Origin of the sequence: Ciceribacter thiooxidans, from assembly GCF_014126615.1 — a bacterium.
In the GTDB taxonomy this organism is placed as follows: Bacteria; Pseudomonadota; Alphaproteobacteria; order Rhizobiales; family Rhizobiaceae; genus Allorhizobium; species Allorhizobium thiooxidans.
The window spans coordinates 1,680,922-1,705,194 of sequence record NZ_CP059896.1; the positions used below are offsets into that span (position 1 = coordinate 1,680,922).

A 24,273-nucleotide genomic window follows, 5' to 3' on the forward strand; every position below is an offset into this window, starting at 1 on the left:
GATGCCTCTTTCGACGAGTGTGATGCCGGCGGCACGAACCGCCGGACTCGCTTATACGCCAAGAGACTTCAGTTTGCGATGGAGAGCGGAGCGCTCCATGCCGACGAATTCGGCCGTGCGCGAGATGTTGCCGCCGAAACGGTTGATCTGGGCGATGAGGTAATCGCGTTCGAACATCTCGCGCGCTTCACGCAGCGGCAACGTCATGATGTGGGTGTCGTTGCGCGCCGATACCTTCGGCAGCATGTCTGAGAGGTCCTGCGGCAGCATCTCGGCGGTGATCGGCGATTCGGGACCGTCGCCGTGGGCGAGGATCATCAGCCGCTCGATATTGTTGCGAAGCTGCCGGATGTTGCCCGGCCAGTCGTTCGCCTGCAACACCGCCATCGCATCCTCACCGATCCTGCGCTGGCGCACGCCCGCCTGTTCGCAGATTTGACGCATGTACATGTCGACGAGGAACGGAATATCCTCCCGCCGTTCGGCGAGCGCCGGCACCTTGATCGGCACCACCGCCAAACGATGGAAGAGGTCCTCGCGGAAACGGCCCTCGGCAATCTGGTTTTCGAGGTTGTAGGCCGTCGACGAGATGATGCGGACGTCCACCTTGACGCGCTTCGAGCCGCCGACGCGCTCGAACTGCTGTTCGACCAGTACGCGCAGGATCTTGTTCTGCGTTTCGCGCGGCATCTCGCCGATCTCGTCGAGATAGAGAATGCCGCGATGGGCTTCCTCGAGCGCACCGATGCGACGCGGCTGGCCGGGCGAACCTTCGGTGCCGAAAAGGGCGATCTCCATCCGGTCAGGCGTGATCGCCGCCGCGTTCAGCGTGACGAACGGACCGCCGGAGCGGGTCGAACGCTTGTGGATCATCCGCGCCACCAGTTCCTTGCCGGAACCGGAGGGGCCGAAGATCATGATGCGGCTATTCGTCGGGGAGACCTTGTCGATCGTCTGGCGCAGCTGCGAGACGGCAACCGAGGTGCCAATCAGTTCTGCAGTGTCGCCGGCGCGCTTCTTCAGCTCGGAGACTTCGCGCTTCAGCTTGGAGTTTTCGAGCGCCCGCTCGGCGATCAGGATCAACCGGTCGGCCTTGAACGGCTTCTCGATGAAATCGAAGGCGCCGCGCTTGATCGCCGAAACCGCCGTCTCGATGTTGCCGTGACCGGAAATCATCACCACTGGAAGCTCGGGATGACGGGTCTTGATCTCGTCGAGCAGCGACAGCCCGTCAAGCCGGCTTCCCTGCATCCAGATATCGAGGAAAACCAGCCGCGGTACGCGATCGGAAATCGCCGCAAGGGCACTGTCCGCGTCGTGGGCCGTGCGGGTTTCGTGGCCTTCGTCGCTCAGGATGCCCGAGACGATCTCGCGGATGTCTTCTTCGTCGTCGACTACAAGAATGTCAGAGGCCATGGACCTTTTCCTTGTCACCTTCACCTGCGGAGGAAACACCGGCGTCGAGGCGCGGCAGGATGATCCTGATCATGGCCCCTCGCCCGTGGTCGAACTCCGCCGGCGCGTCATGCAATTCGAGCTGACCGCCGTGTTCTTCGATAATCTTCTTTACGATAGCGAGCCCGAGCCCCGTGCCCTTCTCGCGCATCGTCATGTACGGTTCCAGAATCCGGTGGCGGTTCTCAACCGGCAGACCGCGCCCGTTGTCGATGACATCCACGACGAAACTGTCCTGGCCCTCGTCATAGGTCGAGCGCACCAGCACCTTGCCGCCCCGCCGCTCTTCCGCAGGCACGGCTTCAATCGCCTCCACCGCATTCTTGATGAGATTTCCGACCGCCTGACCGAGCATGCGGGCATCGAAGCTGCCTTCGAGCGGCTTGTCACCGAACTCGCGCAAAAAGGTTACGTCATTGTTACCCATCTCACGCAGGAAGACGGCATCACGCAGAATGTGACGGAGGTCGGACCGCTGCTTCGCCGGCTTCGGCATGCGGGCAAAGGCGGAAAACTCGTCCACCATCCGGCCGATGTCCTCGACCTGCCTGACGATCGTATCCGTGCACTGATCGAAGACCGCACGGTCGCTCTCGTCGATCTGCCTGCCGTAACGGCGCTTGATCCGCTCCGCCGAAAGCTGGATCGGCGTCAGCGGGTTCTTGATCTCGTGGGCGATGCGGCGCGCGACGTCGGCCCAGGCGGTCGAACGTTGCGCGATGACGAGATCGGTGATGTCGTCGAGCGTGATGACGTAGGCGTCAGCGGCGCCGCGGGTCTCCTCGCGGGTCACCTGCACGCTCAGCGTCCGCTCCTTGCCGCCGCGGATCAGGTTGATCTGCTGGCGGTATTCTCCGCGGTGGCGCACCGCCGCTTCCGCCATCACCCGGTCGATTTCAGGCGCGATAACCGAGAGCTTCTTGCCGACGATCTCCTCGGACGACTGGGCGAGGAAATATTCCGCCGACGGATTGACGATGGTGATCACGCCGTCGTCCTCGACGCCGATCACGGCCGCCGTGACGCCCGAGAGCACCGCCTCGATGAAGCGGCGGCGGTCGTCGACCTCGTCCTTGGCCTCCAGGATTTCGTCGCGCTGGGTGCGGATCTGCGAGATCATTTTGTTGAAGGTGAGCGACAGGCTGCCGACGTCGCCATCGACGGAGCGAACAGGAACAACGACGTTGAAATTGCCGGAAGCGACGTTGTCGGCCGCACTGATGAGCAGCCGGATCGGTCGGACGATGCGGTCGGCGATCGCGATCGCCGTCCAGATCGCCGCCAGCAAGACGATCAGCGCGAAACCGAGATAGAGGACCGCAAACGCAATCTGCAGCGAAGTGCGGCCGGCCTCCATCGCCTTGTATTCGGCGGTGTTGTCCTCCATCAGCCGCATCGCCGCCATCACCTTCGGATCGACGGCGCGGATCGTGTAGAGGAAGGTGCCGGAAATCGAATCGAGCTTGATGATCGCGCCGACGAGATTGGTCACGCCGGGCGGAATCAGCGTCGGCTGACCGGCCGCCGCGCTTTCGAGCGCGTCCTTCGGGATCGCGGGCAGCGGCTTATCGGTTTTGATCTCCGCCTGGGTGATCGCCGAACCGTCCTGACGCACGAGGAAGGCGCCCAGCATGCCGCGGCCCTTGGCCTGGCGGGTCATCAACTGCACGAAACCGGTGCGGTCGAGGAAGAAGAGCGCGCGGTTGCGGTCGAGATCGTTCGCCATCGAGATGGTCTGGCCCTGCAGGTAGCTCGCATTCTCGAGCATGTAGGCCTGCGCGACATCCATGGATGAACTGACGATCGATTGCGTCCGGATCGAGAACCAGCGGTCCAGACCGACGTTCAGCGTGATGCTGGCAAAGATCGCGACGAGGATGGCGGGCGTAATCGCCACCACCGAGAAGAGCGCCACGATGCGGACATGCAGCCGGGCCGCCGCACGGCCGCGCGTGCGTGCTCTTACCAGGCGGCTGACCTCGCGCCCGATCAGGAACATCAGGCCGACGACAAAGAGCGAGTTCAGCACAGCCGAGGCGATGAGGACATTCGACGTCGGCGCGATCGGGGTCAGCCCGAGCAGGACCGGAAGCGTGAAGACCGCGCAGGCAAGCGCGCCGCCGGCCAGAACGAGACCGGGCAGTGCGAAGGACGCGCGACGGTCGTTCGCCAGTGCGGCGTCACCCTCCGCCACGGGATCGGTCCTTCGGCTGTCCATCTCAAATCACATCCCGCCCCGCCGGGGCCAAATCAGCGCTGTGCGCATCACAAAGGAAACAGTCTCGTCCGAACGGACGAACGAAACGGTTCGAGTGGACTCGCGCCGTGTCGTGGCTTTTGAGCAACGTATTGTGGCGAAATTGCAACGGCTGTCGGCGGGTGTCAAGCCGACCGGGAGCTCCTGTAGACCGATACGCCGAGTTCGCGAATCTTCTTCCTGAGCGTATTGCGGTTGAGGCCCAGCAGGTCCGCAGCCTTGATCTGATTGCCGCGTGTCGCCGTCAGCGCCGCCAGAATGAGCGGGTACTCCATTTCCGTCAGCACGCGATCATAGAGGCCGGAGGGCGGCAAACCATCGCCAAAGCTGGCGAAATAGCTGCGCATGTTCTCTTCCACCGCCTGCGCAATGGTCATCGGTCCCGACGCGACGCTCGCCTTGGTGATCGGGCTGTCGGCGATGTCGGAGCGCAGTTCGGATTCGATGATCTCCCGGGTGATGACATCCTGTGGATAAAGCGCCATCAGGCGGCGGACGAGGTTCTCGAGCTCGCGGACATTGCCGGGCCACGCATAGGATTTCATGACTTCGAGCGCCTCCTGGTCAAAGCGCTTCGAATCAAGCCCCTGCCGCTCGCCCTCTTGGATGAAATGGCGGACGAGGTCCGGAATGTCCTCGGCACGGTCCCTCAGCGGCGGCAGACGCAGCGGAACGACGTTGAGGCGGTAATAGAGGTCCTCGCGGAAGAGGCCCTGGTTGATCGACTGCTTCAGGTCCTTGTTCGTCGCCGCCACGATCCGGACGTCGGTACGGATCGGCGTGCGGCCGCCGACTGTCGTGTACTCCCCCTGCTGGAGAACGCGCAGCAGGCGCGTCTGCGCATCCATCGGCATGTCGCCGATCTCGTCGAGGAACAGCGTACCGCCCTCGGCCTGCTCGAAGCGGCCGGTCGAGCGCGTCTGCGCGCCGGTGAAGGCACCCTTCTCGTGGCCGAACAGTTCCGACTCGATGAGGTCGCGCGGGATCGCCGCCATGTTGATCGCGACGAAGGGGCCGTTGCGGCGCTTGCCGTAATCGTGCAGCGCGCGGGCGACGAGTTCCTTGCCGGTGCCGGACTCGCCGGTGATCATCAGCGTGAGGTCGGTCTGCATGAGCCGTGCGAGGACGCGGTAAATTTCCTGCATGGCGGCCGAACGCCCGACCAGTGGCATCCCGTCCTGCATGTCGTCGTCGACACGGACCGGCTTTTTCTTCGGCTCCGCAAGTGCGCGGCCGATGATCGCGATCAGTTCGGTCAGGTCGAACGGCTTCGGCAGGTAGTCATAGGCGCCGCGCTCCGACGCCTTGATCGCCGTCATGAAGGTGTTCTGCGCGCTCATCACCAGAACCGGCAGATCTGGCCTCGCCTTCTTGATACGCGGCAAGAGGTCGAAGGCGTTCTCGTCCGGCATGACCACGTCGGTGACGACGAGATCGCCCTCGCCGGCCGAGACCCAGCGCCAGAGCGTCGCCGCATTGGAGGTAATCCGGACGTCGTATCCCGCCCGCGTCAGCGCCTGATTGAGCACCGTGCGGATGGCGGCATCATCGTCAGCAACAAGGATGGTGGCAGTCATCAGAGGCTTCCTGTGGAGTTCGCCGGAGTTGCGTCTTCGAGTGCGACACCCCGGGAGACGGGCATCAGCACGCGGAAAGTGGTGCGGTTGGACTGGCTGTCGCATTCGACGATGCCGCCGTGACCGCCGATGATCTTGGCGACCAGCGCGAGGCCGAGCCCCGATCCGTTGGTCTTGGTGGTGATGAAGGGATCGAAGAGATGCGGTAGCAGGTCGGCGGGAACCCCCGGACCGTTGTCGTGCACGCAGAATTCGAGCGGCAGCGAGATCTTTTCTCGCGAACCGGCGACCGAGAGGCGGATCCCCGGCCGATAGGCGGTCGTCAGCTGGATTTCTCCGTCGGCGCGGTCGCCGATCGCCTCGGCCGCGTTCTTGACGAGATTGAGGAACACCTGCACCAGCTGGTCGCGGTTGGCATAGACCGGCGGCAGCGACGGGTCGTAGTTCTCGGTGATCTTGATATCGCGGGCAAAGCCCGCTTTGGCGATCGCCTTCACGTGGTCGAGCACCGAATGGATGTTGATCGGCTGCCGGTCCACCGGTCTCTCGTCGGAGAAGACCTCCATGCGGTCGACCAGCGAGACGATCCGGTCCGTCTCGTCGCAGATGAGGCGTGTCAGCGCCCGGTCTTCGTCGGTCACCGAGCTTTCGAGAAGCTGTGCCGCGCCGCGGATGCCGGAGAGCGGGTTCTTGATCTCGTGCGCCAGCATCGAGGCGAGCCCTGTCACCGAGCGGGCGGCAGCGCGGTGGGTCAGCTGGCGGTCGATCTTGTCGGCCATCGAGCGTTCCTGGAATACAACGACCACGGAGCCCGGATCACTCACCACCGGAGCGACGTAGAGGTCGACCAGCTTGTCCTCGCCGAGGCGCGGTGAGCTCAGGTCGACGCGGTATTCGTTGACCGGCGCCCGCCGCTCCCGCACCTGGTCGATCAGGGCGAGCAGCGGGCTGCCGAAGGGAATCAGGCTCGCCACCTGATGGCGGGCGAGATGGCTGGCGCTCGCGCCGAAGAAGGATTCCGCCTCCCAGTTGGCGAAGGTGACGAAACCTTCGGCATCGACGAGGATCACCGGATTTTGGATGGCGTTCAAAACAGTCAGGGCCAGGCCGTTGTCCCGTGTTTCCTGCGGTTGCGACATCAGGCGGCCTCCTGCCGGTCGTTTCTCTCGCTCGCCGCCTCTTCGAGTGCGCAAGACAGAGCCGCGACGACGAAGCGGGGATCGCGGGCCGTCATGATCTCCGCCTTGCGGGCGGGCGCGAGATCCGGCGCGAAGCGTTCGAGATACCAGCCCAGGTGTTTGCGGGCATGGCGCAGGCCGACATCGGTCCCGTAATGCGCCAGCATCATCTCGTAGTGCTCGACGGCGATCGTGGCGATCTCGGCGGCTTCAGGTGCACGGGCGCCGGCGAGAACGCCGGCCAGCCACGGCCGCCCCTGACAGGCACGACCTATCATGACAGCATCGGCGCCGGAACGCCGCAGGATTTCCTCTGCGTCCTCGCGGGTCGAAACGTCGCCGTTGGCGATCAGCGGGATCTTGACCGCGTCGCGCACCGCGGCGATCGCATCCCAGTCTGCGCGGCCCTCGTAGAACTGCATGCGGGTGCGGCCGTGGATGGCGACGAGCTGAATGCCCGCCCGTTCGGCGCGCGCGGCGATCTCCGGCGCGTTGATCGAATTCTCGTCCCAGCCGAGCCGCATCTTCAGCGTCACCGGGACGCTCACCGCCTCAACGGTCGCCTCGATCAGCGAAAGCGCATGGTCGGGGTCGCGCATCAGCGCCGAACCGGAATAACCGCCGATCACCTTCTTGGCCGGGCACCCCATGTTGATGTCGATTACGTCGGCGCCGTTCGCCTCGGCGATGCGCGCGGCTTCTGCCATCCAGTGCGCCTCGCGCCCGGCAAGCTGGACAACGTGCGGCCGCGCCTCGCCGTCGCGCAGCCGCATCCAGGATTCGGCTGCATTCAGCACCAGTTCCCGGCTCGCTACCATCTCAGTGACGACGAGCCCCGCCCCGAAGCGCCAGGCGAGCTGGCGGAACGGCAGATCGCTCACCCCGGACATCGGCGCCAGCGCGACGCGATTGCGGACGGTCACCGGCCCGATCTGAAACGGCATGTGAAGTGCTCTGGATTGCAAATGATTATCTTTCAGGCACGGAACGGGTTTGCACTATTTTTAGCCAGCCTTGATCGGCTTGCCAAGCGAAAACCGCCGGACGGAACAAAAATTCGGCGCGCTCTGGAAATATTGGCGTCGACGCTCTACTGCTCCCTTACGTGTTAATTGTGTCAGGAACAATCTCCGCGAATGGCAAATCTCGGGGCCTTTTCAATCGCTGTCATCGTGGTCGCCGCCGGGCGCGGCGAACGGGCCGGCGCTTCCGCGGAAGGGCCGAAGCAGTATCGCCGCATCGGCGGAAAGCCGGTGATCGCCCATACACTTCAACGCTTTGTCGACTGGCCGGCAACGGGTCCGATCGTCGCAGTCATCCATCCTGACGACGAGATGCTGTTTCGCGAGGCGTGCCGGCACCTGAACGGCGGGCGGGACATCGTCGTCACCTTCGGCGGACGCACGCGCCAGCAGTCGGTGGAGGCCGGGTTGAAGGCGCTTGTCGGCCGCGACGTCACCCATGTGATGATCCAGGATGCCGTGAGACCCTTTGTCGATACGGCGATGCTGGAGCGCATCCGCGCAGCCTTCGCCGATGGTGCCGCGGCCGTTCTGCCGGCTATTCCGGTCACCGACACGCTGAAGCGCGGCTCGGCCGAAGGACTTGTGGTCGAAACCGTTCCGCGCGCCGGGCTCTACGCCGCGCAGACGCCCCAGAGCTTCAGCTATCCGGCAATCATGGCCGCACACGCGCGCGCCGCCTCCGAAGGGCGGGATGATTTTACCGACGATGCCGCCATCGCCGAATGGGCCGGCATCCCCGTCCGGCTGGTCGAAGGATCGCCGGACAATGTCAAACTCACCGTCCAGCGGGATATCGCCATGGCCGACGCCAGACTCTCGTCTTCCGCCCTTCCCGACGTGCGCACCGGCAACGGTTATGACGTGCACCAGCTCGAGGCCGGGGTCGGCGTCACGCTCTGCGGCGTCTTCATTCCGCACGACCAGAAGCTCAAGGGGCATTCCGACGCCGACGTCGCCCTGCACGCGCTGACCGATGCGCTGCTCGCGACCTGCGGCGCCGGCGACATCGGCGACCATTTCCCGCCCTCGGACCCGCAATGGAAGGGCGCGCCGTCCCGCATCTTCCTTGCGCACGCGGCGAAGATCGTCCGCGACAATGGCGGCACGATCATGAATGCGGATATCTCGCTGATTGCCGAGGCCCCGAAGGTCGGGCCGCACCGCCAGGCGATGCGGGAGAAGCTCTCGGAAATTCTCGGCATTTCGCTCGACCGCTGTTCGGTCAAGGCGACCACCAACGAGACGATCGGCTTTGTCGGGCGCCGCGAAGGGATCGCCGCGATCGCCACCGCGACCGTCGTCTACGGGGGTGCGAAAGCATGAGCCTCTTTCCGCCAGCGGTCGAAACACTGGCCTCACGTATCGTCAGTCAATTTACGCAACGTAATTTGACGGTCGCCACCGCGGAATCCTGCACCGGCGGGCTGATCGCCGGGGCGCTTACCGAGATTTCCGGCTCGTCGGCGGTAGTCGACCGCGGCTTCGTCACCTATTCGAACCGGGCGAAGGTGGAGATGCTCGGCGTCGATGAAAAGGTGCTCGGCTCCTTCGGCGCCGTCTCCCGCGAAACGGCGTTGCAGATGGCGGCCGGCGCACTTCGCCATTCGGGGGCGGATCTGGCGGTCGCGGTGACCGGCGTCGCAGGCCCGACCGGCGGTACAGCGGAAAAGCCGGTCGGGCTCGTCCACATTGCGGCAAGGCGCCGCGACGGTCGCCTCATCCACCGTGAAATGCGTTACGGCGATCTCGGCCGTGACGGCATCCGCATGGCGACGGTGACGACTGCGCTCGAAATGCTCCTGGACCTGGCTGCCAAAGACTGAGTGTACGATTGCCGCGGTCAGGCCGTGTAGATCTCGTCGGCACGCTTTTCGAAGGCTTCGGAAAACATCCTGAAGGCGCGGTCGAACATCGAGCCCATCAGCGCGCCGAGGATGCGGCTCTTGAATTCGTAGTCGATGAAGAAATGCACGGAGCAACCGCCCTCTGCCGCCGGTTCGAAACGCCAGCGGTTGTCGAGATAGCGGAACGGACCCTCGATATACTTCACGTCGATCGCGCGCTCGGTCGGCGCCAGAAGCACCTGTGTCGTGAACGTCTCGCGGATCGCCTTGTAACCGACCGTCATGTCGGCGACGAGCAGCGTCTTGCCGTCCCGCTCCCGCCGCGAACGGATCGCGAGCGCCTCGCACAGTGGCAGGAATTCCGGATAACGCTCGACATCGGCGACGAGCGCGTACATCCGGTCGGGAGAGTGCTTGACGATACGGCGGGTTTCGAACTGTGGCATAAGTTCGACTTAAGCGGGGATCCCTGCGAGATCAAGGAGCTTGGCCATCTCGCCGTGTGATTTCAGCGTCAGCACGGGGACAGCGGGTCCATGCGTCCGGAGTTCATGGACAACTCTCGGCGCGAAGCGGCTCTCGAAGTTCCAGATGTACGAAAGGAATTCCCGGTCCGGCCATCGTTCGACACAACCGTCTGCCATCTCCGGCCGGTGCCGCCCGACATAGCGACCCGCGCGGCGATAGACGCCGAGAAGGCAGCGCCAGCGAGGGAGCCGCACCCAGACGACGAGGTCCGTGCGTGGCAGGCGAATGTCGAAGCTTGATGGATTGGTCCCGTCCATCAGCCAACTGTCGGACTGGACGATCCGGGAAATGATTTGCCTCTGCTCGACCCTCGGTCGCTGGGCCCAGCCGGGAAGCCAGAAGACTTCTCGATCCATGGAGAGATAAGGAAGGTTCAGAGCAGCCGAAATCTTCTGCGACAGCGTCGACTTTCCACCACCGGAACAGCCAATTATGCAGATCCTTCGCGCTCTTGCCAGAAGCGACGCCGCGCGGTGCATGTCATTGATGAACTCGGGCAATGCGGACCTCCGGCATGAAGCAGCCGGAGCGTGATACGGCATTTCTACGCACGCCAGAAGTGCAAAAAATCCTCAGCGCGCGGCCTGAAGCTTCTCCCGTGCCGCCCTCAGCCGCGCGAAGTCGTCGCCGGCGTGATGGGACGAGCGCGTCAGCGGGCTTGCCGACACCATCAGGAAGCCCTTGGAATAGGCGACCGTCTCGTAGGACTTGAATTCGTCGGGCGTGACGAAGCTCATAACCTGATGGTGCTTGCGGGTCGGCTGCAGGTACTGACCGATGGTCAGGAAATCGACGTCGGCGGTTCTGAGGTCGTCCATGAGCTGGAGGACCTCGTTACGCTCCTCGCCGAGGCCGACCATGATGCCGGACTTGGTGAACATGGTCGGGTCGAGTTCCTTGACCCGCTGCAACAGCCGGATCGAGTGGAAATAGCGCGCACCGGGACGGACCGTCAGATAGTTGCCGGGCACCGTTTCCAGGTTGTGGTTAAAGACGTCCGGCTTGGCGGCGACGACGCGCTCCAGAGCGCCCGGCTTCTTCAGGAAGTCCGGCGTCAGGATTTCGATCGTCGTTTCCGGCGAAGCGGCGCGGATCGCCCAGATCACCTTTTCGAAATGCTCGGCGCCACCGTCCTCCAGGTCGTCACGGTCGACGGAGGTGATGACGACATGGGTGAGGCCCATCTGCTTCACCGCCTTGGCGACATTCTCGGGCTCGTCCGGATCGAGCGCGTTCGGCTTGCCGGTCGCGACGTTGCAGAAGGCACAGGCGCGCGTGCAGATCTCGCCCATGATCATGAAGGTGGCGTGCTTCTTGTCCCAGCATTCGCCGATGTTGGGGCAGCCCGCCTCCTCGCACACCGTGACGAGCTTGTTGTCCTTCACGATCGAGCGGGTCTCGGCATAGCCCTTCGAGGTCGGCGCCTTGACGCGGATCCATTCGGGTTTGCGCAGCACTTCCGTGTCGGGCCTGTGGGCCTTCTCCGGATGCCGGACGCGCTTTTCCTCAGGGGTCATCCGGTCGAGGATCGTAACCATGTCTACCTGCCTTTTGCCGCTCCGGGCGGCTCCGAAACCCTTACTGCGACCCGGCACGCCACCATGATGGCGGCAGTGCCGGCGTCACCGTGTCAACGCCTGACGAGCTTGACGACGAACAAGAGGAGACTTGCGCCGAGGAAGCCGGTGATCAGATAGCCGAGCGCACCGCCGGCCACCGAGATGTGAAACTGCGCAAGCACGGCATTGGCGACCACCGAGCCGACGATGCCGAGCACGATGTTCATCAGGATGCCGAAGCGTGCGTCCATCAGCTTGCCCGCGAGCCAGCCCGCAAGACCGCCGATCACGATCGTCAAAATCCAACCCAAACCCTGCATTGCCCCAATTCCCTTATCGGTCAATATCGACTTTCATATACGATGCCGTCGCCGGCATCACAACACTCAGGCGTTCAACGCCCGGCCATAGGCATCGAGAACGCTTTCCTTCAGCGTTTCCGAAATGGTCGGATGCGGGAAGATCGTGTGCATCAGCTCTTCTTCGGTCGTCTCGAGGTTCATCGCGACGACGAAGCCCTGGATCAGTTCGGTCACTTCGGCACCGACCAGGTGCGCACCCAGCAGTTCCCCGGTCTTCTTGTCGAAGATGGTCTTGACGAGACCCTGGTCCTCGCCGAGCGCGATCGCCTTGCCGTTGGCGACGAAGGGGAAGCGGCCGACGCGGATGTCGCGGCCCTCGGCCTTCGCCTTGGCCTCGGTCAGGCCGACGGAGGCGACCTGCGGGTGGCAATAGGTGCAGCCGGGGATCTTGGCCTTGTCCATCGGGTGGACGTTCGGCAGACCGGCGATCTTCTCGACGCAGATCACCGCCTCATGCTCGGCCTTGTGGGCCAGCATCGGCGGACCGGCGACGTCGCCGATCGCATAGATGCCCGGCACGTTGGTGCGGCCATAGCCGTCGATCTGGATGAAGCCGCGGTCGGTCTTCACGCCGAGCGCCTCGAGGCCGATGTTCTCGACATTGGCCTGCACGCCGACGGCCGAAATCATCCGGTCGGCGGTAATCCTCTCGATCGAGCCGTCCTTCTTCTCGACATGAGCGGTAACGGAATTCGCGCCCTTCTCGACCTTGGCGACCTTGGCTTCGAGCAGGATCTTCATGCCCTGCTTTTCGAACTGCTTCTTGGCGAGCGCGGAAATTTCCGCATCCTCGACCGGCATGACCTGGCTCATCACCTCGACGACGGTGACCTCCACACCGAGCGTGCGGTAGAAGGAAGCGAATTCGATGCCGATCGCACCGGAGCCCATGACGAGCAGGGACTTCGGCATTTCTTCCGGCTTCATCGCCTCGAAATAGGTCCAGATCAGCTTGCCGTCCGGCTCGATGCCGGGAAGCGCGCGCGGGCGGGCGCCGGTCGCGACGATGATGTGCTTCGCCGTGTAAGTGCCCTCGCCGAGCGTGTTCTTCGGCAGCGGCGCCTGCGGCTGCTGGATCGCCTTCGTCGTCTTGGAGACGACGATCTCACCGGGCTTCGAAAGCTTCGCTTCACCCCAGATCACGTCCACCTTGTTCTTCTTCATGAGGAAGCCGACGCCGCCGTTCATGCGGGCAGCAATGCCGCGCGAGCGGGCGACGATCGCCTTCAGGTCGGGTGTAACCGTGCCTTCGATCTTCACGCCGTAGTCGCCGGGGTGCTTGGCGTAATGGTAGATCTCGGCGGAACGCAGCAGCGCCTTGGTCGGGATGCAGCCCCAGTTCGAGCAGATGCCGGCGAGGTGCTCGCGTTCGACGATGGCGGTCTTCAGCCCGAGCTGGGCCGCACGGATCGCCGCAATATAGCCACCAGGGCCGGAACCGATAATGATGACGTCATAAGCGTTGGACACGGGCCTTCATCTCCTCTTTGTCAGGAACGGGCTCCCCGATCGCGGGAAGCCCTTCCAAGGGACGAAGCCTCCGGCGATCACGCCTTCGTCAGCATCCCGTAAATCTCATCCTTCAGAACCATCCGCTGTTTGCGCATCGTTTCCATCTGCGCATCGCCGACCGGTTCCACTTCCGTCTCTGCCCGGTGGATCCCGCGATTGATCTCGCGATAGTCCTCGAGCAGTTGGGCAAAACGCTCGTCGCTCGCCTTGAGCTCGTGCATCTTGCCGACCAGTTCCGGAAACTCGTCCTGGATTTCGTGCGGCGTATTCGACATTACTTCTTCTCCTCGTGAGGGGGTTACGAAGTGAGCCATATACGCTCGTCAGCCGCTCTCCTTGATCTTGGTCAAATTTCTCCGACGATCTTCACAGGCCGAGCATCATCCGCACGACCGGTTCGATCGCGCGTCCGACGGCCCGCGTATTCTCCGCATCGAGATGGATACCGTCGAGCGGGGTCGTCTTCGCCGCCGAACCCGCGTCGAAGAAGCCGCAGCCGAGTTCATCCGCCATGTCGCGATAGAGGCTCGCGAGCATCGCCGACTCCTCGATCGCGCCCTTGAACATCGCGGCGAACGGCGCGTTCGCCGTCTCGCAGATCGGCGGCGGCGAAACGACGAGGATTTCCGGCGCCTCGAAATCGAAGCCCCAGTCGTGGAGACGGATCTGCTTCACCAGCCGCTCCATGCCCTTGACCGCGGCGATCGCCGTGCCGGCCACGCCCCGCTTCATGTCGTTGGTGCCGAGCATGAGGATGACGAGGTCGAGCGGCTTATGACTTTCGAGCACGCTCGGCAGCAGTTTCACGCCGTTGCGCTCGGCATCCGCCAGATGGTCGTCGTAAGCGGTGGTGCGCCCGTTCAGGCCTTCGGCCACGACCCGGACCCCGTGACCGAGCGCCTTCTGCAAAACGCTCGTCCAGCGGTCCTCATGGGCATGACGGCCGAGGGCTACGGGATCGTAGCCCCAGGTCAGACTGTCACCGTAGGCGAGAACGGATTTCATCGCGAACCTGCCTCCGCGTCAGACGAGCATGCCCATCGGATTTTCGATGTAGCGCTTGAAGGCGCCGAGGAGCTCGGCCCCGAGCGCGCCGTCGACGCAGCGATGGTCGGTGGAGAGCGTGACCGTCATGACGTTGGCGATCTTCATCTCGCCGTTCTTGACGACCACCCGCTCCTCGCCCGCGCCGACCGCGAGGATGGTCGCGTGCGGCGGGTTGACGACGGCTGCGAAGTGCTTGACGCCCATCATGCCCATGTTGGAGACCGCGGTGGTGCCGCCCTGGTACTCCTCGGGCTTCAGCTTGCGTTCCTTCGCGCGCCTGCCGTAGTCCTTCATCTCGTTGGAGATGGTGGACAGGCTCTTCGTCTCGGCCTTGCGGATGATCGGGGTGATCAGGCCGCCAGGGATCGAGACAGCGACACCGACATCGGCATGCTTGTGCTTGACCATGTTGCTTTCCGTCCACGAGACGTTGGCATCCGGAACGTCCCGCAACGAGAGCGCCAGCGCCTTGATGATCATGTCGTTGACCGACAGCTTGTAGGCGGGAGCGCCATCCTTGCGCGGAGCAGCATCGTTGAGCTGAGCGCGCAGGGCGAGCAGGGCGTCGAGTTCGCAGTCGACCGTGACGTAGAAATGCGGGATCGTCTGCTTGGATTCGACGAGACGCTTGGCGATCGTCTTGCGCATGCCGTCATGCGGCACGAGTTCGTAGGAACCCGGCTCGAAGAGCTTGAGCACGGCATCGTCTGACGGTGCCTTGGCGAGCGCCGGAGCAGGTGCGGCCTGCGCAGCGGCAGCGGGTGCTGCCTTGGCGACGCCGCCGGCAACCGCCTTTTCGATGTCGCTCTTCACCACACGGCCATGCGGGCCGGTGCCGGAAACGGCCGAAAGATCGATGCCCGCTTCCTTGGCGAGACGACGGGCGAGCGGCGAGGAAAAGACGCGGTCGCCGCTTGCCGCGACGGGAGCCGGTGTCGACGGCGCCGGTGCCTTGTCGGCAACCGGAACCGCGGCCGGGGCCGGCGTCGCCACCGGAGCGGCCTCGGCCTTCGGCGCGGGTGCCGCGGCGGCTCCGCTTGCGGCAGCCGCGCTCACATCCTCGCCTTCGCCGGCGAGGATCGCGATCAGCGCGTTGACCTTGACGCCCTCGGTGCCGGCCGGGACGACGATCTTCGCCACGGTACCTTCATCGACGGCTTCGACTTCCATCGTCGCCTTGTCGGTCTCGATCTCGGCGATGACATCGCCGGGGCTGACCTTGTCGCCTTCCTTGACCAGCCATTTGGAAAGATTGCCCTCTTCCATCGTCGGGGAGAGGGCCGGCATGGTGATATTGATCGGCATTTCCAAGCCCTCCCGTTACTTGTAGCAGACGGTCTTGACCGCCTGGACGACTTCGCCGACGTTCGGAAGCGCGAGCTTCTCGAGGTTGGCGGCGTAGGGCATCGGCACGTCCTTGCCGGCGACCGTCAGGATCGGCGCGTCGAGGTAATCAAAGGCCTGCTGCATGACGCGGGTCGCGATCTCGGTGCCGACGGAGGACTGCGGATAGCCTTCCTCGACGGTGACCAGACGGCCTGTCTTCTTCACCGACTCGACGACGGTCGGAATGTCCATCGGGCGGATGGTGCGCAGGTCGATGAGCTCGACGTCGATGCCTTCCTTCGCCAGTTCCTCGGCGGCCTTGACCGCATAGGTCATGCCGATGCCGAAGGAGACGACGGTCGCATCCTTGCCGGCCTTGTGGATGCGCGCCTTGCCGATCGGCAGGACGAAATCATCGAGTTTCGGCACCTCGAACGAATGGCCGTAGAGGATTTCGTTTTCGAGGAAGATCACCGGGTTCGGGTCGCGGATCGCAGCCTTGAGGAGACCCTTCGCGTCGGCCGCCGAATAGGGCTGAATGACCTTGAGACCGGGGATGTGACTATACCAGGCGGCATAATCCTGGCTGTGCTGCGCGCCGACGCGGGCGGCAGCCCCGTTCGGGCCACGGAAGACGATCGGCGCGCCCATCTGGCCGCCGGACATGTAGAGTGTCTTCGCCGCCGAGTTGATGATCTGGTCGATCGCCTGCATGGCGAAGTTGAAGGTCATGAACTCGACGATCGGCCGCAGGCCCGCCATGGCGGCGCCGACGCCGACGCCGGCAAAGCCGTGTTCGGTGATCGGCGTGTCGACGACGCGCTTCGGCCCGAATTCCTGCAGCAGGCCTTGGGTGATCTTGTAGGCGCCCTGGTATTCGGCGACCTCTTCACCCATGACGAAGACGTCCGGGTCGAGCCGCATTTCCTCGGCCATCGCCTCGCGCAGTGCCTCGCGCACGGTCATCGTGACCATTTCGGTGCCGGCCGGAATGTCCGGGTCGGCGGCGACGACGGGTTGTGCCGGAACGGGTGCAGACGCGGAACCGGTTTCGGTCGGCTTTTCCGCCTGCTCCACCTGCGGCGCGGCCGCCTGAGGTGCTGCCTCGGCCTTCGGCGCGGCGGCGAGATCGGCAGCGCTCTCGCCTTCCTGCAGCAGGATGGCGATCGGCGTATTGACCTTGACGTTCTCGGTGCCGGCGTCGACGAGGATCTTGCCGATCACGCCTTCGTCCACGGCTTCCACTTCCATCGTCGCCTTGTCGGTCTCGATTTCGGCGATCACGTCACCGGAGGAGACCTTGTCGCCTTCTTTCTTGAGCCATTTCGAAAGCGTGCCCTCTTCCATCGTCGGAGACAGGGCGGGCATGAGGATATTGACTGACATGGGCTAACCCTCCCCACTCACAACAGGATATCGGTGTAGAGCTCGGATACGTCCGGCTCCGGATCGGACTGGGCGAAATCGGCACTGTCTGCGACGATGTCGCGGACGTCCTTGTCAATCGCCTTCAGCTCGTCCTCGCTCGCCCAACCCTTTTCCATGAGCCGGTTCTTCACCTGCTCAATCGGGTCGTGTTCGGAACGCATCTTCTGCACCTCGTCCTTCGAGCGGTACTTCGCCGGGTCGGACATCGAGTGGCCGCGATAGCGGTAGGTCAGCATTTCGAGGATGACAGGCCCCTTGCCGGAGCGGGTATGAGCCGCAGCCTGCTCGGCCGCGGCCTTCACTGCGCGCACATCCATGCCGTCGACCTGGATGCCGGGAATGCCGAAGGAGACGCCGCGCTGCGAGAAGTCGGTCTGCGCGGATGCGCGCGAAACCGAAGTACCCATGGCGTAACGGTTGTTCTCGATCACGTAGATCACCGGCAACTTCCAGAGCTGCGCCATATTGAAGCTTTCGTAGACCTGGCCCTGGTTGGCAGCGCCGTCACCGAAATAGGCGACCGAGATATTGCCGTTCTCGCGATACTTGTTGGCAAAGGCGAGACCGGTGCCGAGCGACACCTGCGCGCCGACGATGCCGTGACCGCCGTAGAAATTCTTCTCTTTGGAGAACATGTGCATCGAGCCGCCCTTACCCTTGGACAGCCCGCCGCGACGACCGGTGAGTTCGGCCATGACGCCGCGTGCGCTCATGCCGCAAGCCAGCATGTGGCCATGGTCGCGATAGCCGGTAATGACCTGGTCGCCATCCTTCAGCGCCATCTGCACGCCGACGACGACGGCCTCCTGGCCGATATAGAGGTGACAGAAGCCGCCGATGAAGCCCATGCCATAGAGCTGGCCGGCCTTTTCTTCGAAGCGGCGGATGAGGAGCATTTCGCGATAGGCGTCAAGTTCCTTCTGGCGGTCGAATTCGGCAACCAGCCCCTGGGTCAATTCTTTCTTTGCGGCAGACTTGGTCGTCGGCTTGCGACCACTCGCGGTCGCAGGTTTTCGCGGCGCCATTCGTCCCTCCCTAAGTTTTGTCGAATTTACGTCGGCGCGAAGGATAGGCAAGAAACCGCGCGGCCGCAATGCCATAAATGCATAGCTCGCATTCACGACATCACATTGAAATATAATTATTATCAGCGATTAACCGACTTTCAGTTAATCCAAATGATTATTGAAAATCACAATTTCATCGGGGCGCGACACGTTGAGCTGGTAGCGCGCCTTCTCATCGATCATGTCGCGTACGAGCGATCCATCGCTCAGGAATTCAACCTGCCGCTCGAGCGACTTGCGGCGCGAAACGAGTTCGGCCAGTTCGGCACTCCGCTGGAACCGAAGCTTCTCGAATTCCTGCGTCGCGATAAGGCCGCGCTCGCCGTGGATCGAATGATAACCGAAATAGGAAAGGAATGCGACGGTCACGAGCGGAAGGACGAAACGTCCGAGTTTCCGGTTCTTGTGCTGCCTGGTCCACATGGAGCGACGCCCTGATACGCAAAACGATTTTGGATCAAACTAGCGGCGATTGCTTAATCGATCGTTGACCATAAGGGGCGCACGCAAAAAATTGGCCCGCGCCCCCTCTCGGAGGCGCGGGCCGATTAACGGAATCTTCGGGCGTCAGGCGCGCAGGATCGACGAGCCGGCGTAGCGGGCCTGCGGACCCAGCATCTCCTCGATGCGGATCAGCTGGTTGTACTTGGCGAGCCGGTCGGAACGGGCGAGCGAGCCGGTCTTGATCTGTCCGCAGTTGGTGGCAACCGCGAGATCGGCAATCGTCGAGTCCTCGGTTTCGCCCGAACGGTGCGACATGACGGCGGTGTAGCGGGCCTTGTGGGCCGTCTCCACGGCGTCGAGGGTCTCGGCCAAGGAGCCGATCTGGTTCACCTTCACGAGGATCGAGTTCGCGACACCCATGCGGATGCCGTCGCGAAGACGCGAGGAATTGGTGACGAAGAGGTCGTCGCCGACGAGCTGGCACTTCGAGCCGATCTTGTCGGTCAGGACCTTCCAGCCGTCCCAGTCATCCTCGGCCATGCCGTCCTCGATCGAGATGATCGGGTATTTGGCGGCCAGTTCGGCGAGATATTCCGCCATGGCTTCCGGCTCGAGCGTGCGGCCCTCGCCTTCGAGCACGTACTTGCCGTCCTTGAAGAACTCGGTCGAGGCGCAGTCGAGCGCGAGATACATGTCCTCGCCGGGGCGATAGCCCGCCTTCTCGATCGACTTCACGATGAAGTCGAGCGCTGCCGGCGCACTTTCGAGGCCCGGGGCAAACCCGCCTTCGTCACCGACATTGGTGTTATGGCCCTGGGCGGCCAGTTCCTTCTTCAGCGTGTGGAAGACTTCCGAACCCATGCGCACGGCGTCGCGCATCGTTTCGGCGCCGACCGGCATGATCATGAATTCCTGGAAGTCGATCGGGTTGTCGGCATGGGCGCCACCGTTGATGATATTCATCATCGGGACCGGCAGAACATGGGCGTTCGGACCGCCGACATAGCGATAGAGCGGCAGGCCCGAGGCTTCGGCGGCGGCCTTGGCGACGGCGAGCGAGACGCCGAGGATGGCGTTTGCACCGAGGCGCGACTTGTTCGGCGTGCCGTCGAGCTCGATCATCACCTTGTCGATCTGGATCTGGTTTTCCGCGTCCAGCCCGCCGACCGCGTCGAATATCTCGGTATTGACGGCCTCGACGGCGCGCTCGACACCCTTGCCGAGATAACGGCTACCGCCGTCACGCAATTCGACAGCCTCGTGTGCGCCGGTCGAGGCGCCCGACGGGACGGCCGCGCGGCCCATGCTGCCGTCTTCGAGATAGACATCGACCTCGACGGTCGGATTGCCGCGGCTGTCCAGAATTTCACGGCCGATGATGTCGGTGATTGCAGTCATGAGCGCCTCCCTGGTGCTGGGTGGGATTGAGGATGGCGCCTGTCTTAATCGAAGACGGGAAAAATACAATGCACGCAGTGTGACATCGCGAGGACGCACGCCCGGGAACGCGTTGCTTCAGGAAGACGAGAAGAAAATATATCGCTGGCCCTATGAATTAAGCGATCAGCAATCAGCATTGACTACATTGATCTGTCGGCCCTCCCAGCCACGGCGACAATCTCACGCAAAGGGCGAGAGGTCGTCTTTCTTGGAATGGGCGGCCCCAGTCACTCCATTGGTCGCTCTTGCGAGGAAACGATGAAACTCAATATCGCCCGTACTCTGGTCGTTTTCGGCAGCGTCGTCTGCGTTGCGATGCTTGCGTCCATCGGCATACAGACCTACGCCTTCAACAAGCTGAAGGTGAACGGACCCTCCTACCAGCAGATCGTCTACGGCAAGGACCTCGTCGCCGACATTCTGCCGCCGCCCCTCTACGTGGTCGAGTCCTATTCGCTCGCGCTTGAGGCCGCCGTGCATCCGGAGACCACGGAACCGAATCTGCGCCGCATAAGCGAAGTTCTTAAGCCAGCTTACGACGACCGGCGCGCCTACTGGAGCGAGACCGATCTCGCGGCTCACCTCAAGGAGAAGCTACTCGGCGATGTGGTCAATACGGGCGACGCCTTCTGGGCCGTGCTCGACCAGAAGGTGAAGCCGGCGCTGCAGCAGAGCGAACACGAGGTCGTCGTCGATGCCTTCGATCAGCTGAAGGACGCCTTCCACGCCCATGACCGTGCGGTCAACGAGCTGGTCGCCATGGCAACCGCCTTCCAAGCCGAGGCCGAAGCGACGGCGGCCGATGAGACGTCGTTTTTTACCACCCTTTCGTTCGCGGGCGCGTTCCTTGCAATCCTCATCCTGTTCGGCGGCCTCATTGCCCTTCGCCGGCGGGCGATCGTTCCTCTGACATCCATGCGGGACTATATGGCGGTGCTGGCGAGCGGCGATTATTCCCGTCCCGTTCCCTTCGACGGCCGCGGCGACGAAATCGGCGAGATGGCCGGCGCCGTCACCGTCTTTCGTGAAGCCGCCCTGGAGCGCTCGGTCAACCGCAAGCGCCAGGAAGAGATGCGCGAACGCCAGATCGAGGACGAGCGTCGCCAGATGGAAGCGAAGTCCGCGGCAGACGCCGAACGGGCGCACGTCATCGAAGACATCAGCGCAGGTCTCGATCGGCTCGCCGCCGGGGACCTCGCCTTCCGGATCGCGCGTCCTTTCGCGGCAGACTACGAAGCGCTCCGGAGCGCATTCAACTCCAGCATGGACGCGATGGCGGAAACCCTCACGGACATTTCGCGCGCAACAACGACGGTACGCAGCGGTTCTGCCGAAATCGCCTCCGCAGCCGATGATCTTGCCCGACGCACGGAGACCCAGGCGGCCTCCCTCGAGGAGGCTGCCGCCGCACTTGACCAGATCACCGCCACCGTACGGAGCGCGACCGAGCGCGCCCGCGAAGCCGGCACCATGATCGCCGGCACCAAGAAGAGCGCAGCCCATTCGTCCGCAGTCGTCGGCGAGGCGGTCGCTGCGATGGACAGGATCGCGGACTCCGCATCCAGAATCCGCCAGATCATCAATGTGATCGACGAGATCGCCTTCCAGACCAATCTTCTCGCACTGAACGCCGGCGTCGAGGCGGCTCGCGCCGGTGAAGCCGGCAAGGGGTTCGCCGTCGTCGCCCAGGAGGTACGCGACCTCGCCGGTCGCTCGGCGAACGCCGCAAAGGAGATCAAGACGCTGATCGAGACGTCGTCCACGCAGGTCGCCGCCGGCGTCGCCCTCGTCAATCGCACCGGTTCGGCGCTCAGCGAGATCGACACCCAGGTCAACGCCGTCGACGGATTGATTGAAACGATCGCGCAGGCTTCGTCCGAACAGGCCGCGGCGCTCAACGAGGTCAACTCGGCCGTAAACCGGATGGACCAGCTCACCCAGCAGAACGCCGCCATGGTCGAGGAAACGAATGCGTCCTGCCGAGAGCTATCCAAAGAGGCCGGACACCTCGACTCGTTGCTGGCACGCTTCGCACTCGGGCCCGGCACTGCCGTCCGGGCACACGCCACCGCAGCGGCCCTTCCGCCGGCATCGCGCCCCGCAACCGCACCCGCGGCTCGGAAGCCTGCAGTCGCCCTTCCCGGTGAGAAAACCCGTCCCACCCCCTCGCCTGCCCGAGCGCTCGGTCAGAAACTCGCCGGCGCCCTCGGTCTCGGCGGCGGTGCGGTTACAGGCGGCAACTGGGAAGAGTTCTGAAACCGCCCGCACAGAAAAAGGCGCCGATCGAAGGACCGGCGCCTTTTCTCATGTCATTCCGATCTTGCGCCTCGCGGTCGCTCAGCCCTTGGCGACGGCGTCGAAAGCGAGCAGCTTTTCGAGAAGCCGCTTCATCTGGTCGATCGGCACCATGTTCGGTCCGTCGGAGGGGGCGTTGTCGGGATCCTCATGGGTCTCAATGAAGAGGCCGGCGACGCCGACGGCAACCGCGGCGCGCGCCAGCGTCTCGACGAATTCCCGCTGACCGCCGGAGGAACCGCCCTGACCTCCCGGCTGCTGCACGGAATGGGTCGCGTCGAACACCACCGGAGCACCGGTTGACGCCATGATCGGCAGCGCGCGCATGTCGGAAACAAGGGTGTTGTATCCGAACGAGGCGCCGCGCTCGCACAACAGCACATTGGGATTGCCGCTGGCATTGATCTTGTTCAGCACATTCCTCATGTCCCAGGGGGCGAGGAACTGGCCCTTCTTCACGTTTATGGCGCGGCCGGTCTGGGCGGCAGCCACCAGAAGATCGGTCTGACGGCAGAGGAAGGCCGGAATCTGCAGGACGTCGACCACCGACGCGACCAGCCGGCAGTGTTCTTCCGTGTGCACGTCGGTCAGGACCGGAAATCCGTACTCCGTCTTGAGATCAGCAAAGACCTCCATCGCCTTGTCGAGCCCGATGCCGCGCTGCGCGGACAGCGAGGTGCGGTTCGCCTTGTCGAAGGACGACTTGTAGACGAGGCCCACGCCGAGCTCGCGGCAGAGCTCGGAGAGCCTTCCGGCGATCATGAAGGCATGATCGCGACTCTCCATCTGGCAGGGACCGGCGATCAACGAGAAACGCCTGGAATTGGAGAAGACGACCTTCGTGCTACCTTCGCCGACGACGACTTCGGAATTGGTCGAAGTGCTCATTATTCCTCCTGGAAAACGAAATGCGCGCCCTGCCCCGCTTCACACGGTACGATCAGGCGGCCATCCTTGCGTGTATGGCGAACGCCATTAGCAGCCAGCAGGCGTTCTGTCACGCCGATATCCCCGGTCCGGAAGACGATCGCCGCACCGACGAGGCCGCGGCCGGCATTTCGCGCGTCGAGCCCGAAATAGCCCGCAAGGCCGGCGGGCGTCAGCACCTCGATCTTCGCGTTTACCGAAGGCACGACGATGCCGAAGGAATGCGCCTCGATCTCACGCTGGTGGAAGACGGTCTCCAGCATCTCCTGGAAGTCGGAGGGATTTTCTTCGGTGAGCACGACGGCGGAGATGCCCGTCACACCGTTCTCGTGGCGTTCCAGCGCGGCGCGATCCGCCGGTAGCGGATTGGCTCGTTCGCAGGAGAAGAGGAGAAAATCGGGCGCGCGCAGGTCGGCGGCGAATGCAAGCCTGAACGAGGCCGTTGCCTCGGTGCCATCCGGCAATCTCAGCGGCCGCGAGAAATGCAGGATTTCGCCAGCCGACAGGCCGTGCTCGACATAGACCTCGTGGTCCGCCGCCGCATCCGTTGAGGCAACCGCGACCCCCGACAACCCCTCACCGTCCGACGCGCGGAAACGGAAGGCGCGATCCCGGGCGACGAAGACATTGCCCTTGCGGACGGCCTCTTCGCACGTCTCGCGACTCGCCACCGCAAGCGGCTCAAGATAGGTCTTGTCGGAGAAGAAGACGCAGGCGTTCTCAGTGCCGAAGGGATGCAGCGCATCGGCGGCGACCGTAAAACCCAGCGCCCCGAGCCGTTCGCGTGCGGGCTTCAGCCCGTGCACCGGCAGAACGATGTGATCGACGCCGCGCGGCGTCTCCATGGCAGTGGACATCCCGCGCCCTCCTTGTCGACCGCGTCTGGTTTGCGCGATTTGCGGGCGCTTTGCAAGGCGGCTGCGGCCTCATCCCATCGGCGTTCGCCGGGATGCGAACGCAGGCGAAAATTCCACCGAACGGCCAACTGCTTACCAATATTTA

Annotated in this window: 22 protein-coding genes; 3 read left to right on the forward strand and 19 right to left on the reverse strand. The window is 63.7% G+C overall.

The genetic code is table 11. The annotated features are described in order from the left end of the window. Positions 1–51: 51 nt before the first annotated feature. From ntrX to dusB, 5 genes are all read right to left on the reverse strand, one after another. Positions 52–1,416, reverse strand: a complete 1,365-nt coding sequence (ntrX, locus tag H4I97_RS07970; protein WP_182307360.1) for a nitrogen assimilation response regulator NtrX — start codon at positions 1,414–1,416, stop codon at positions 52–54. After that, positions 1,406–3,673 carry a sensor histidine kinase NtrY-like gene (locus tag H4I97_RS07975; protein ID WP_182307361.1) on the reverse strand — a complete coding sequence of 756 codons (2,268 nt, stop codon included), beginning with the start codon at positions 3,671–3,673 and terminating at the stop codon, positions 1,406–1,408. The genes ntrX and H4I97_RS07975 overlap by 11 nt, the downstream gene beginning before the upstream one ends. A gap of 164 nt (positions 3,674–3,837) precedes the next feature. Next, positions 3,838–5,289 (reverse strand): nitrogen regulation protein NR(I), encoded by a 1,452-nt coding sequence (gene ntrC, locus H4I97_RS07980; protein ID WP_182307362.1) that lies wholly within the window; start codon positions 5,287–5,289, stop codon positions 3,838–3,840. Further along, entirely contained in the window at positions 5,289–6,428 is a 1,140-nt protein-coding gene (locus H4I97_RS07985; protein ID WP_148154618.1) for a two-component system sensor histidine kinase NtrB, read from the reverse strand. The genes ntrC and H4I97_RS07985 overlap by 1 nt, the downstream gene beginning before the upstream one ends. Next, complete coding sequence (gene dusB / locus H4I97_RS07990; protein ID WP_182307363.1) at positions 6,428–7,411, reverse strand: tRNA dihydrouridine synthase DusB; 984 nt, start codon at positions 7,409–7,411, stop codon at positions 6,428–6,430. Before dusB ends, H4I97_RS07985 begins: the two co-directional genes overlap by 1 nt. Before the next feature lie 192 nt (positions 7,412–7,603). On the opposite strand from dusB, the gene H4I97_RS07995 reads away from it, so the two are divergent. Both H4I97_RS07995 and H4I97_RS08000 read left to right on the forward strand, forming a co-directional pair. Then, a complete protein-coding gene (locus tag H4I97_RS07995) occupies positions 7,604–8,815 on the forward strand; it encodes a bifunctional 2-C-methyl-D-erythritol 4-phosphate cytidylyltransferase/2-C-methyl-D-erythritol 2,4-cyclodiphosphate synthase (protein WP_182307364.1) in 1,212 nt (403 codons plus the stop codon). Beyond that, positions 8,812–9,315, forward strand: coding sequence for a CinA family protein (locus tag H4I97_RS08000; RefSeq protein WP_182307365.1), 504 nt, complete (start codon positions 8,812–8,814; stop codon positions 9,313–9,315). Before H4I97_RS07995 ends, H4I97_RS08000 begins: the two co-directional genes overlap by 4 nt. Before the next feature lie 17 nt (positions 9,316–9,332). Here the strand turns inward: H4I97_RS08000 and H4I97_RS08005 are convergent, their stop codons facing one another. The 12 genes from H4I97_RS08005 to eno form a co-directional block, all read right to left on the reverse strand. Continuing rightward, positions 9,333–9,782: a type II toxin-antitoxin system RatA family toxin gene (locus H4I97_RS08005; RefSeq protein ID WP_182307366.1), complete on the reverse strand. Its 450-nt coding sequence runs from the start codon at positions 9,780–9,782 to the stop codon at positions 9,333–9,335. Between the two features lie 9 nt (positions 9,783–9,791). Then, a complete protein-coding gene (locus H4I97_RS08010; RefSeq protein WP_244658741.1) occupies positions 9,792–10,364 on the reverse strand; it encodes a P-loop NTPase family protein in 573 nt (190 codons plus the stop codon). 72 nt (positions 10,365–10,436) lie between these two features. Beyond that, complete coding sequence (gene lipA, locus H4I97_RS08015; RefSeq protein WP_182307367.1) at positions 10,437–11,402, reverse strand: lipoyl synthase; 966 nt, start codon at positions 11,400–11,402, stop codon at positions 10,437–10,439. 92 nt (positions 11,403–11,494) lie between these two features. Beyond that, positions 11,495–11,743 carry a GlsB/YeaQ/YmgE family stress response membrane protein gene (locus tag H4I97_RS08020; protein WP_114363203.1) on the reverse strand — a complete coding sequence of 83 codons (249 nt, stop codon included), beginning with the start codon at positions 11,741–11,743 and terminating at the stop codon, positions 11,495–11,497. Positions 11,744–11,809: 66 nt separating this feature from the next. Further along, a complete protein-coding gene (lpdA, locus tag H4I97_RS08025) occupies positions 11,810–13,255 on the reverse strand; it encodes a dihydrolipoyl dehydrogenase (RefSeq protein ID WP_182307368.1) in 1,446 nt (481 codons plus the stop codon). A 77-nt stretch (positions 13,256–13,332) separates the two neighbouring features. Beyond that, entirely contained in the window at positions 13,333–13,572 is a 240-nt protein-coding gene (locus H4I97_RS08030) for an HP1242/YdcH family protein (protein WP_182307369.1), read from the reverse strand. Between the two features lie 91 nt (positions 13,573–13,663). After that, positions 13,664–14,302 (reverse strand): SGNH/GDSL hydrolase family protein, encoded by a 639-nt coding sequence (locus tag H4I97_RS08035; RefSeq protein ID WP_182307370.1) that lies wholly within the window; start codon positions 14,300–14,302, stop codon positions 13,664–13,666. A gap of 18 nt (positions 14,303–14,320) precedes the next feature. Next, the gene (locus H4I97_RS08040) at positions 14,321–15,649 is read right to left on the reverse strand and encodes a pyruvate dehydrogenase complex dihydrolipoamide acetyltransferase (protein WP_182307371.1); all 1,329 of its coding nucleotides are present in this window, start codon (positions 15,647–15,649) and stop codon (positions 14,321–14,323) included. Positions 15,650–15,664: 15 nt separating this feature from the next. Beyond that, positions 15,665–17,056, reverse strand: a complete 1,392-nt coding sequence (locus H4I97_RS08045; protein ID WP_182307372.1) for a pyruvate dehydrogenase complex E1 component subunit beta — start codon at positions 17,054–17,056, stop codon at positions 15,665–15,667. Between the two features lie 17 nt (positions 17,057–17,073). Further along, positions 17,074–18,123 carry a pyruvate dehydrogenase (acetyl-transferring) E1 component subunit alpha gene (gene pdhA / locus H4I97_RS08050; RefSeq protein WP_182307373.1) on the reverse strand — a complete coding sequence of 350 codons (1,050 nt, stop codon included), beginning with the start codon at positions 18,121–18,123 and terminating at the stop codon, positions 17,074–17,076. 144 nt (positions 18,124–18,267) lie between these two features. Beyond that, entirely contained in the window at positions 18,268–18,588 is a 321-nt protein-coding gene (locus H4I97_RS08055) for an FtsB family cell division protein (RefSeq protein ID WP_182307374.1), read from the reverse strand. A 144-nt stretch (positions 18,589–18,732) separates the two neighbouring features. Further along, positions 18,733–20,007 carry a phosphopyruvate hydratase gene (gene eno, locus H4I97_RS08060; protein WP_182307375.1) on the reverse strand — a complete coding sequence of 425 codons (1,275 nt, stop codon included), beginning with the start codon at positions 20,005–20,007 and terminating at the stop codon, positions 18,733–18,735. A gap of 300 nt (positions 20,008–20,307) precedes the next feature. Here eno and H4I97_RS08065 point away from each other — a divergent pair, with 300 nt between their 5' ends. Further along, a complete protein-coding gene (locus tag H4I97_RS08065) occupies positions 20,308–22,305 on the forward strand; it encodes a methyl-accepting chemotaxis protein (protein WP_182307376.1) in 1,998 nt (665 codons plus the stop codon). Between the two features lie 81 nt (positions 22,306–22,386). On the opposite strand, the gene kdsA is transcribed toward H4I97_RS08065, so the two are convergent. Continuing rightward, entirely contained in the window at positions 22,387–23,232 is an 846-nt protein-coding gene (gene kdsA / locus H4I97_RS08070; RefSeq protein WP_182307377.1) for a 3-deoxy-8-phosphooctulonate synthase, read from the reverse strand. Continuing rightward, positions 23,232–24,128, reverse strand: a complete 897-nt coding sequence (locus H4I97_RS08075) for a VOC family protein (protein ID WP_182307378.1) — start codon at positions 24,126–24,128, stop codon at positions 23,232–23,234. Before H4I97_RS08075 ends, kdsA begins: the two co-directional genes overlap by 1 nt. Between the last annotated feature and the right edge of the window lie 145 nt (positions 24,129–24,273).

Coding starts and splice junctions, on each gene's coding strand:
- ntrX (WP_182307360.1), bottom strand. CDS start 1,416: ATGGCCTCTGACATTCTTGTAGTCGACGACGAAGAAGACATCCGCGAG.
- H4I97_RS07975 (WP_182307361.1), bottom strand. CDS start 3,673: ATGGACAGCCGAAGGACCGATCCCGTGGCGGAGGGTGACGCCGCACTG.
- ntrC (WP_182307362.1), bottom strand. CDS start 5,289: ATGACTGCCACCATCCTTGTTGCTGACGATGATGCCGCCATCCGCACG.
- H4I97_RS07985 (WP_148154618.1), bottom strand. CDS start 6,428: ATGTCGCAACCGCAGGAAACACGGGACAACGGCCTGGCCCTGACTGTT.
- dusB (WP_182307363.1), bottom strand. CDS start 7,411: ATGCCGTTTCAGATCGGGCCGGTGACCGTCCGCAATCGCGTCGCGCTG.
- H4I97_RS07995 (WP_182307364.1), top strand. CDS start 7,604: ATGGCAAATCTCGGGGCCTTTTCAATCGCTGTCATCGTGGTCGCCGCC.
- H4I97_RS08000 (WP_182307365.1), top strand. CDS start 8,812: ATGAGCCTCTTTCCGCCAGCGGTCGAAACACTGGCCTCACGTATCGTC.
- H4I97_RS08005 (WP_182307366.1), bottom strand. CDS start 9,782: ATGCCACAGTTCGAAACCCGCCGTATCGTCAAGCACTCTCCCGACCGG.
- lipA (WP_182307367.1), bottom strand. CDS start 11,402: ATGGTTACGATCCTCGACCGGATGACCCCTGAGGAAAAGCGCGTCCGG.
- H4I97_RS08020 (WP_114363203.1), bottom strand. CDS start 11,743: ATGCAGGGTTTGGGTTGGATTTTGACGATCGTGATCGGCGGTCTTGCG.
- H4I97_RS08030 (WP_182307369.1), bottom strand. CDS start 13,572: ATGTCGAATACGCCGCACGAAATCCAGGACGAGTTTCCGGAACTGGTC.
- H4I97_RS08035 (WP_182307370.1), bottom strand. CDS start 14,302: ATGAAATCCGTTCTCGCCTACGGTGACAGTCTGACCTGGGGCTACGAT.
- H4I97_RS08040 (WP_182307371.1), bottom strand. CDS start 15,649: ATGCCGATCAATATCACCATGCCGGCCCTCTCCCCGACGATGGAAGAG.
- H4I97_RS08045 (WP_182307372.1), bottom strand. CDS start 17,056: ATGTCAGTCAATATCCTCATGCCCGCCCTGTCTCCGACGATGGAAGAG.
- pdhA (WP_182307373.1), bottom strand. CDS start 18,123: ATGGCGCCGCGAAAACCTGCGACCGCGAGTGGTCGCAAGCCGACGACC.
- H4I97_RS08055 (WP_182307374.1), bottom strand. CDS start 18,588: ATGTGGACCAGGCAGCACAAGAACCGGAAACTCGGACGTTTCGTCCTT.
- eno (WP_182307375.1), bottom strand. CDS start 20,007: ATGACTGCAATCACCGACATCATCGGCCGTGAAATTCTGGACAGCCGC.
- H4I97_RS08065 (WP_182307376.1), top strand. CDS start 20,308: ATGAAACTCAATATCGCCCGTACTCTGGTCGTTTTCGGCAGCGTCGTC.
- kdsA (WP_182307377.1), bottom strand. CDS start 23,232: ATGAGCACTTCGACCAATTCCGAAGTCGTCGTCGGCGAAGGTAGCACG.
- H4I97_RS08075 (WP_182307378.1), bottom strand. CDS start 24,128: ATGTCCACTGCCATGGAGACGCCGCGCGGCGTCGATCACATCGTTCTG.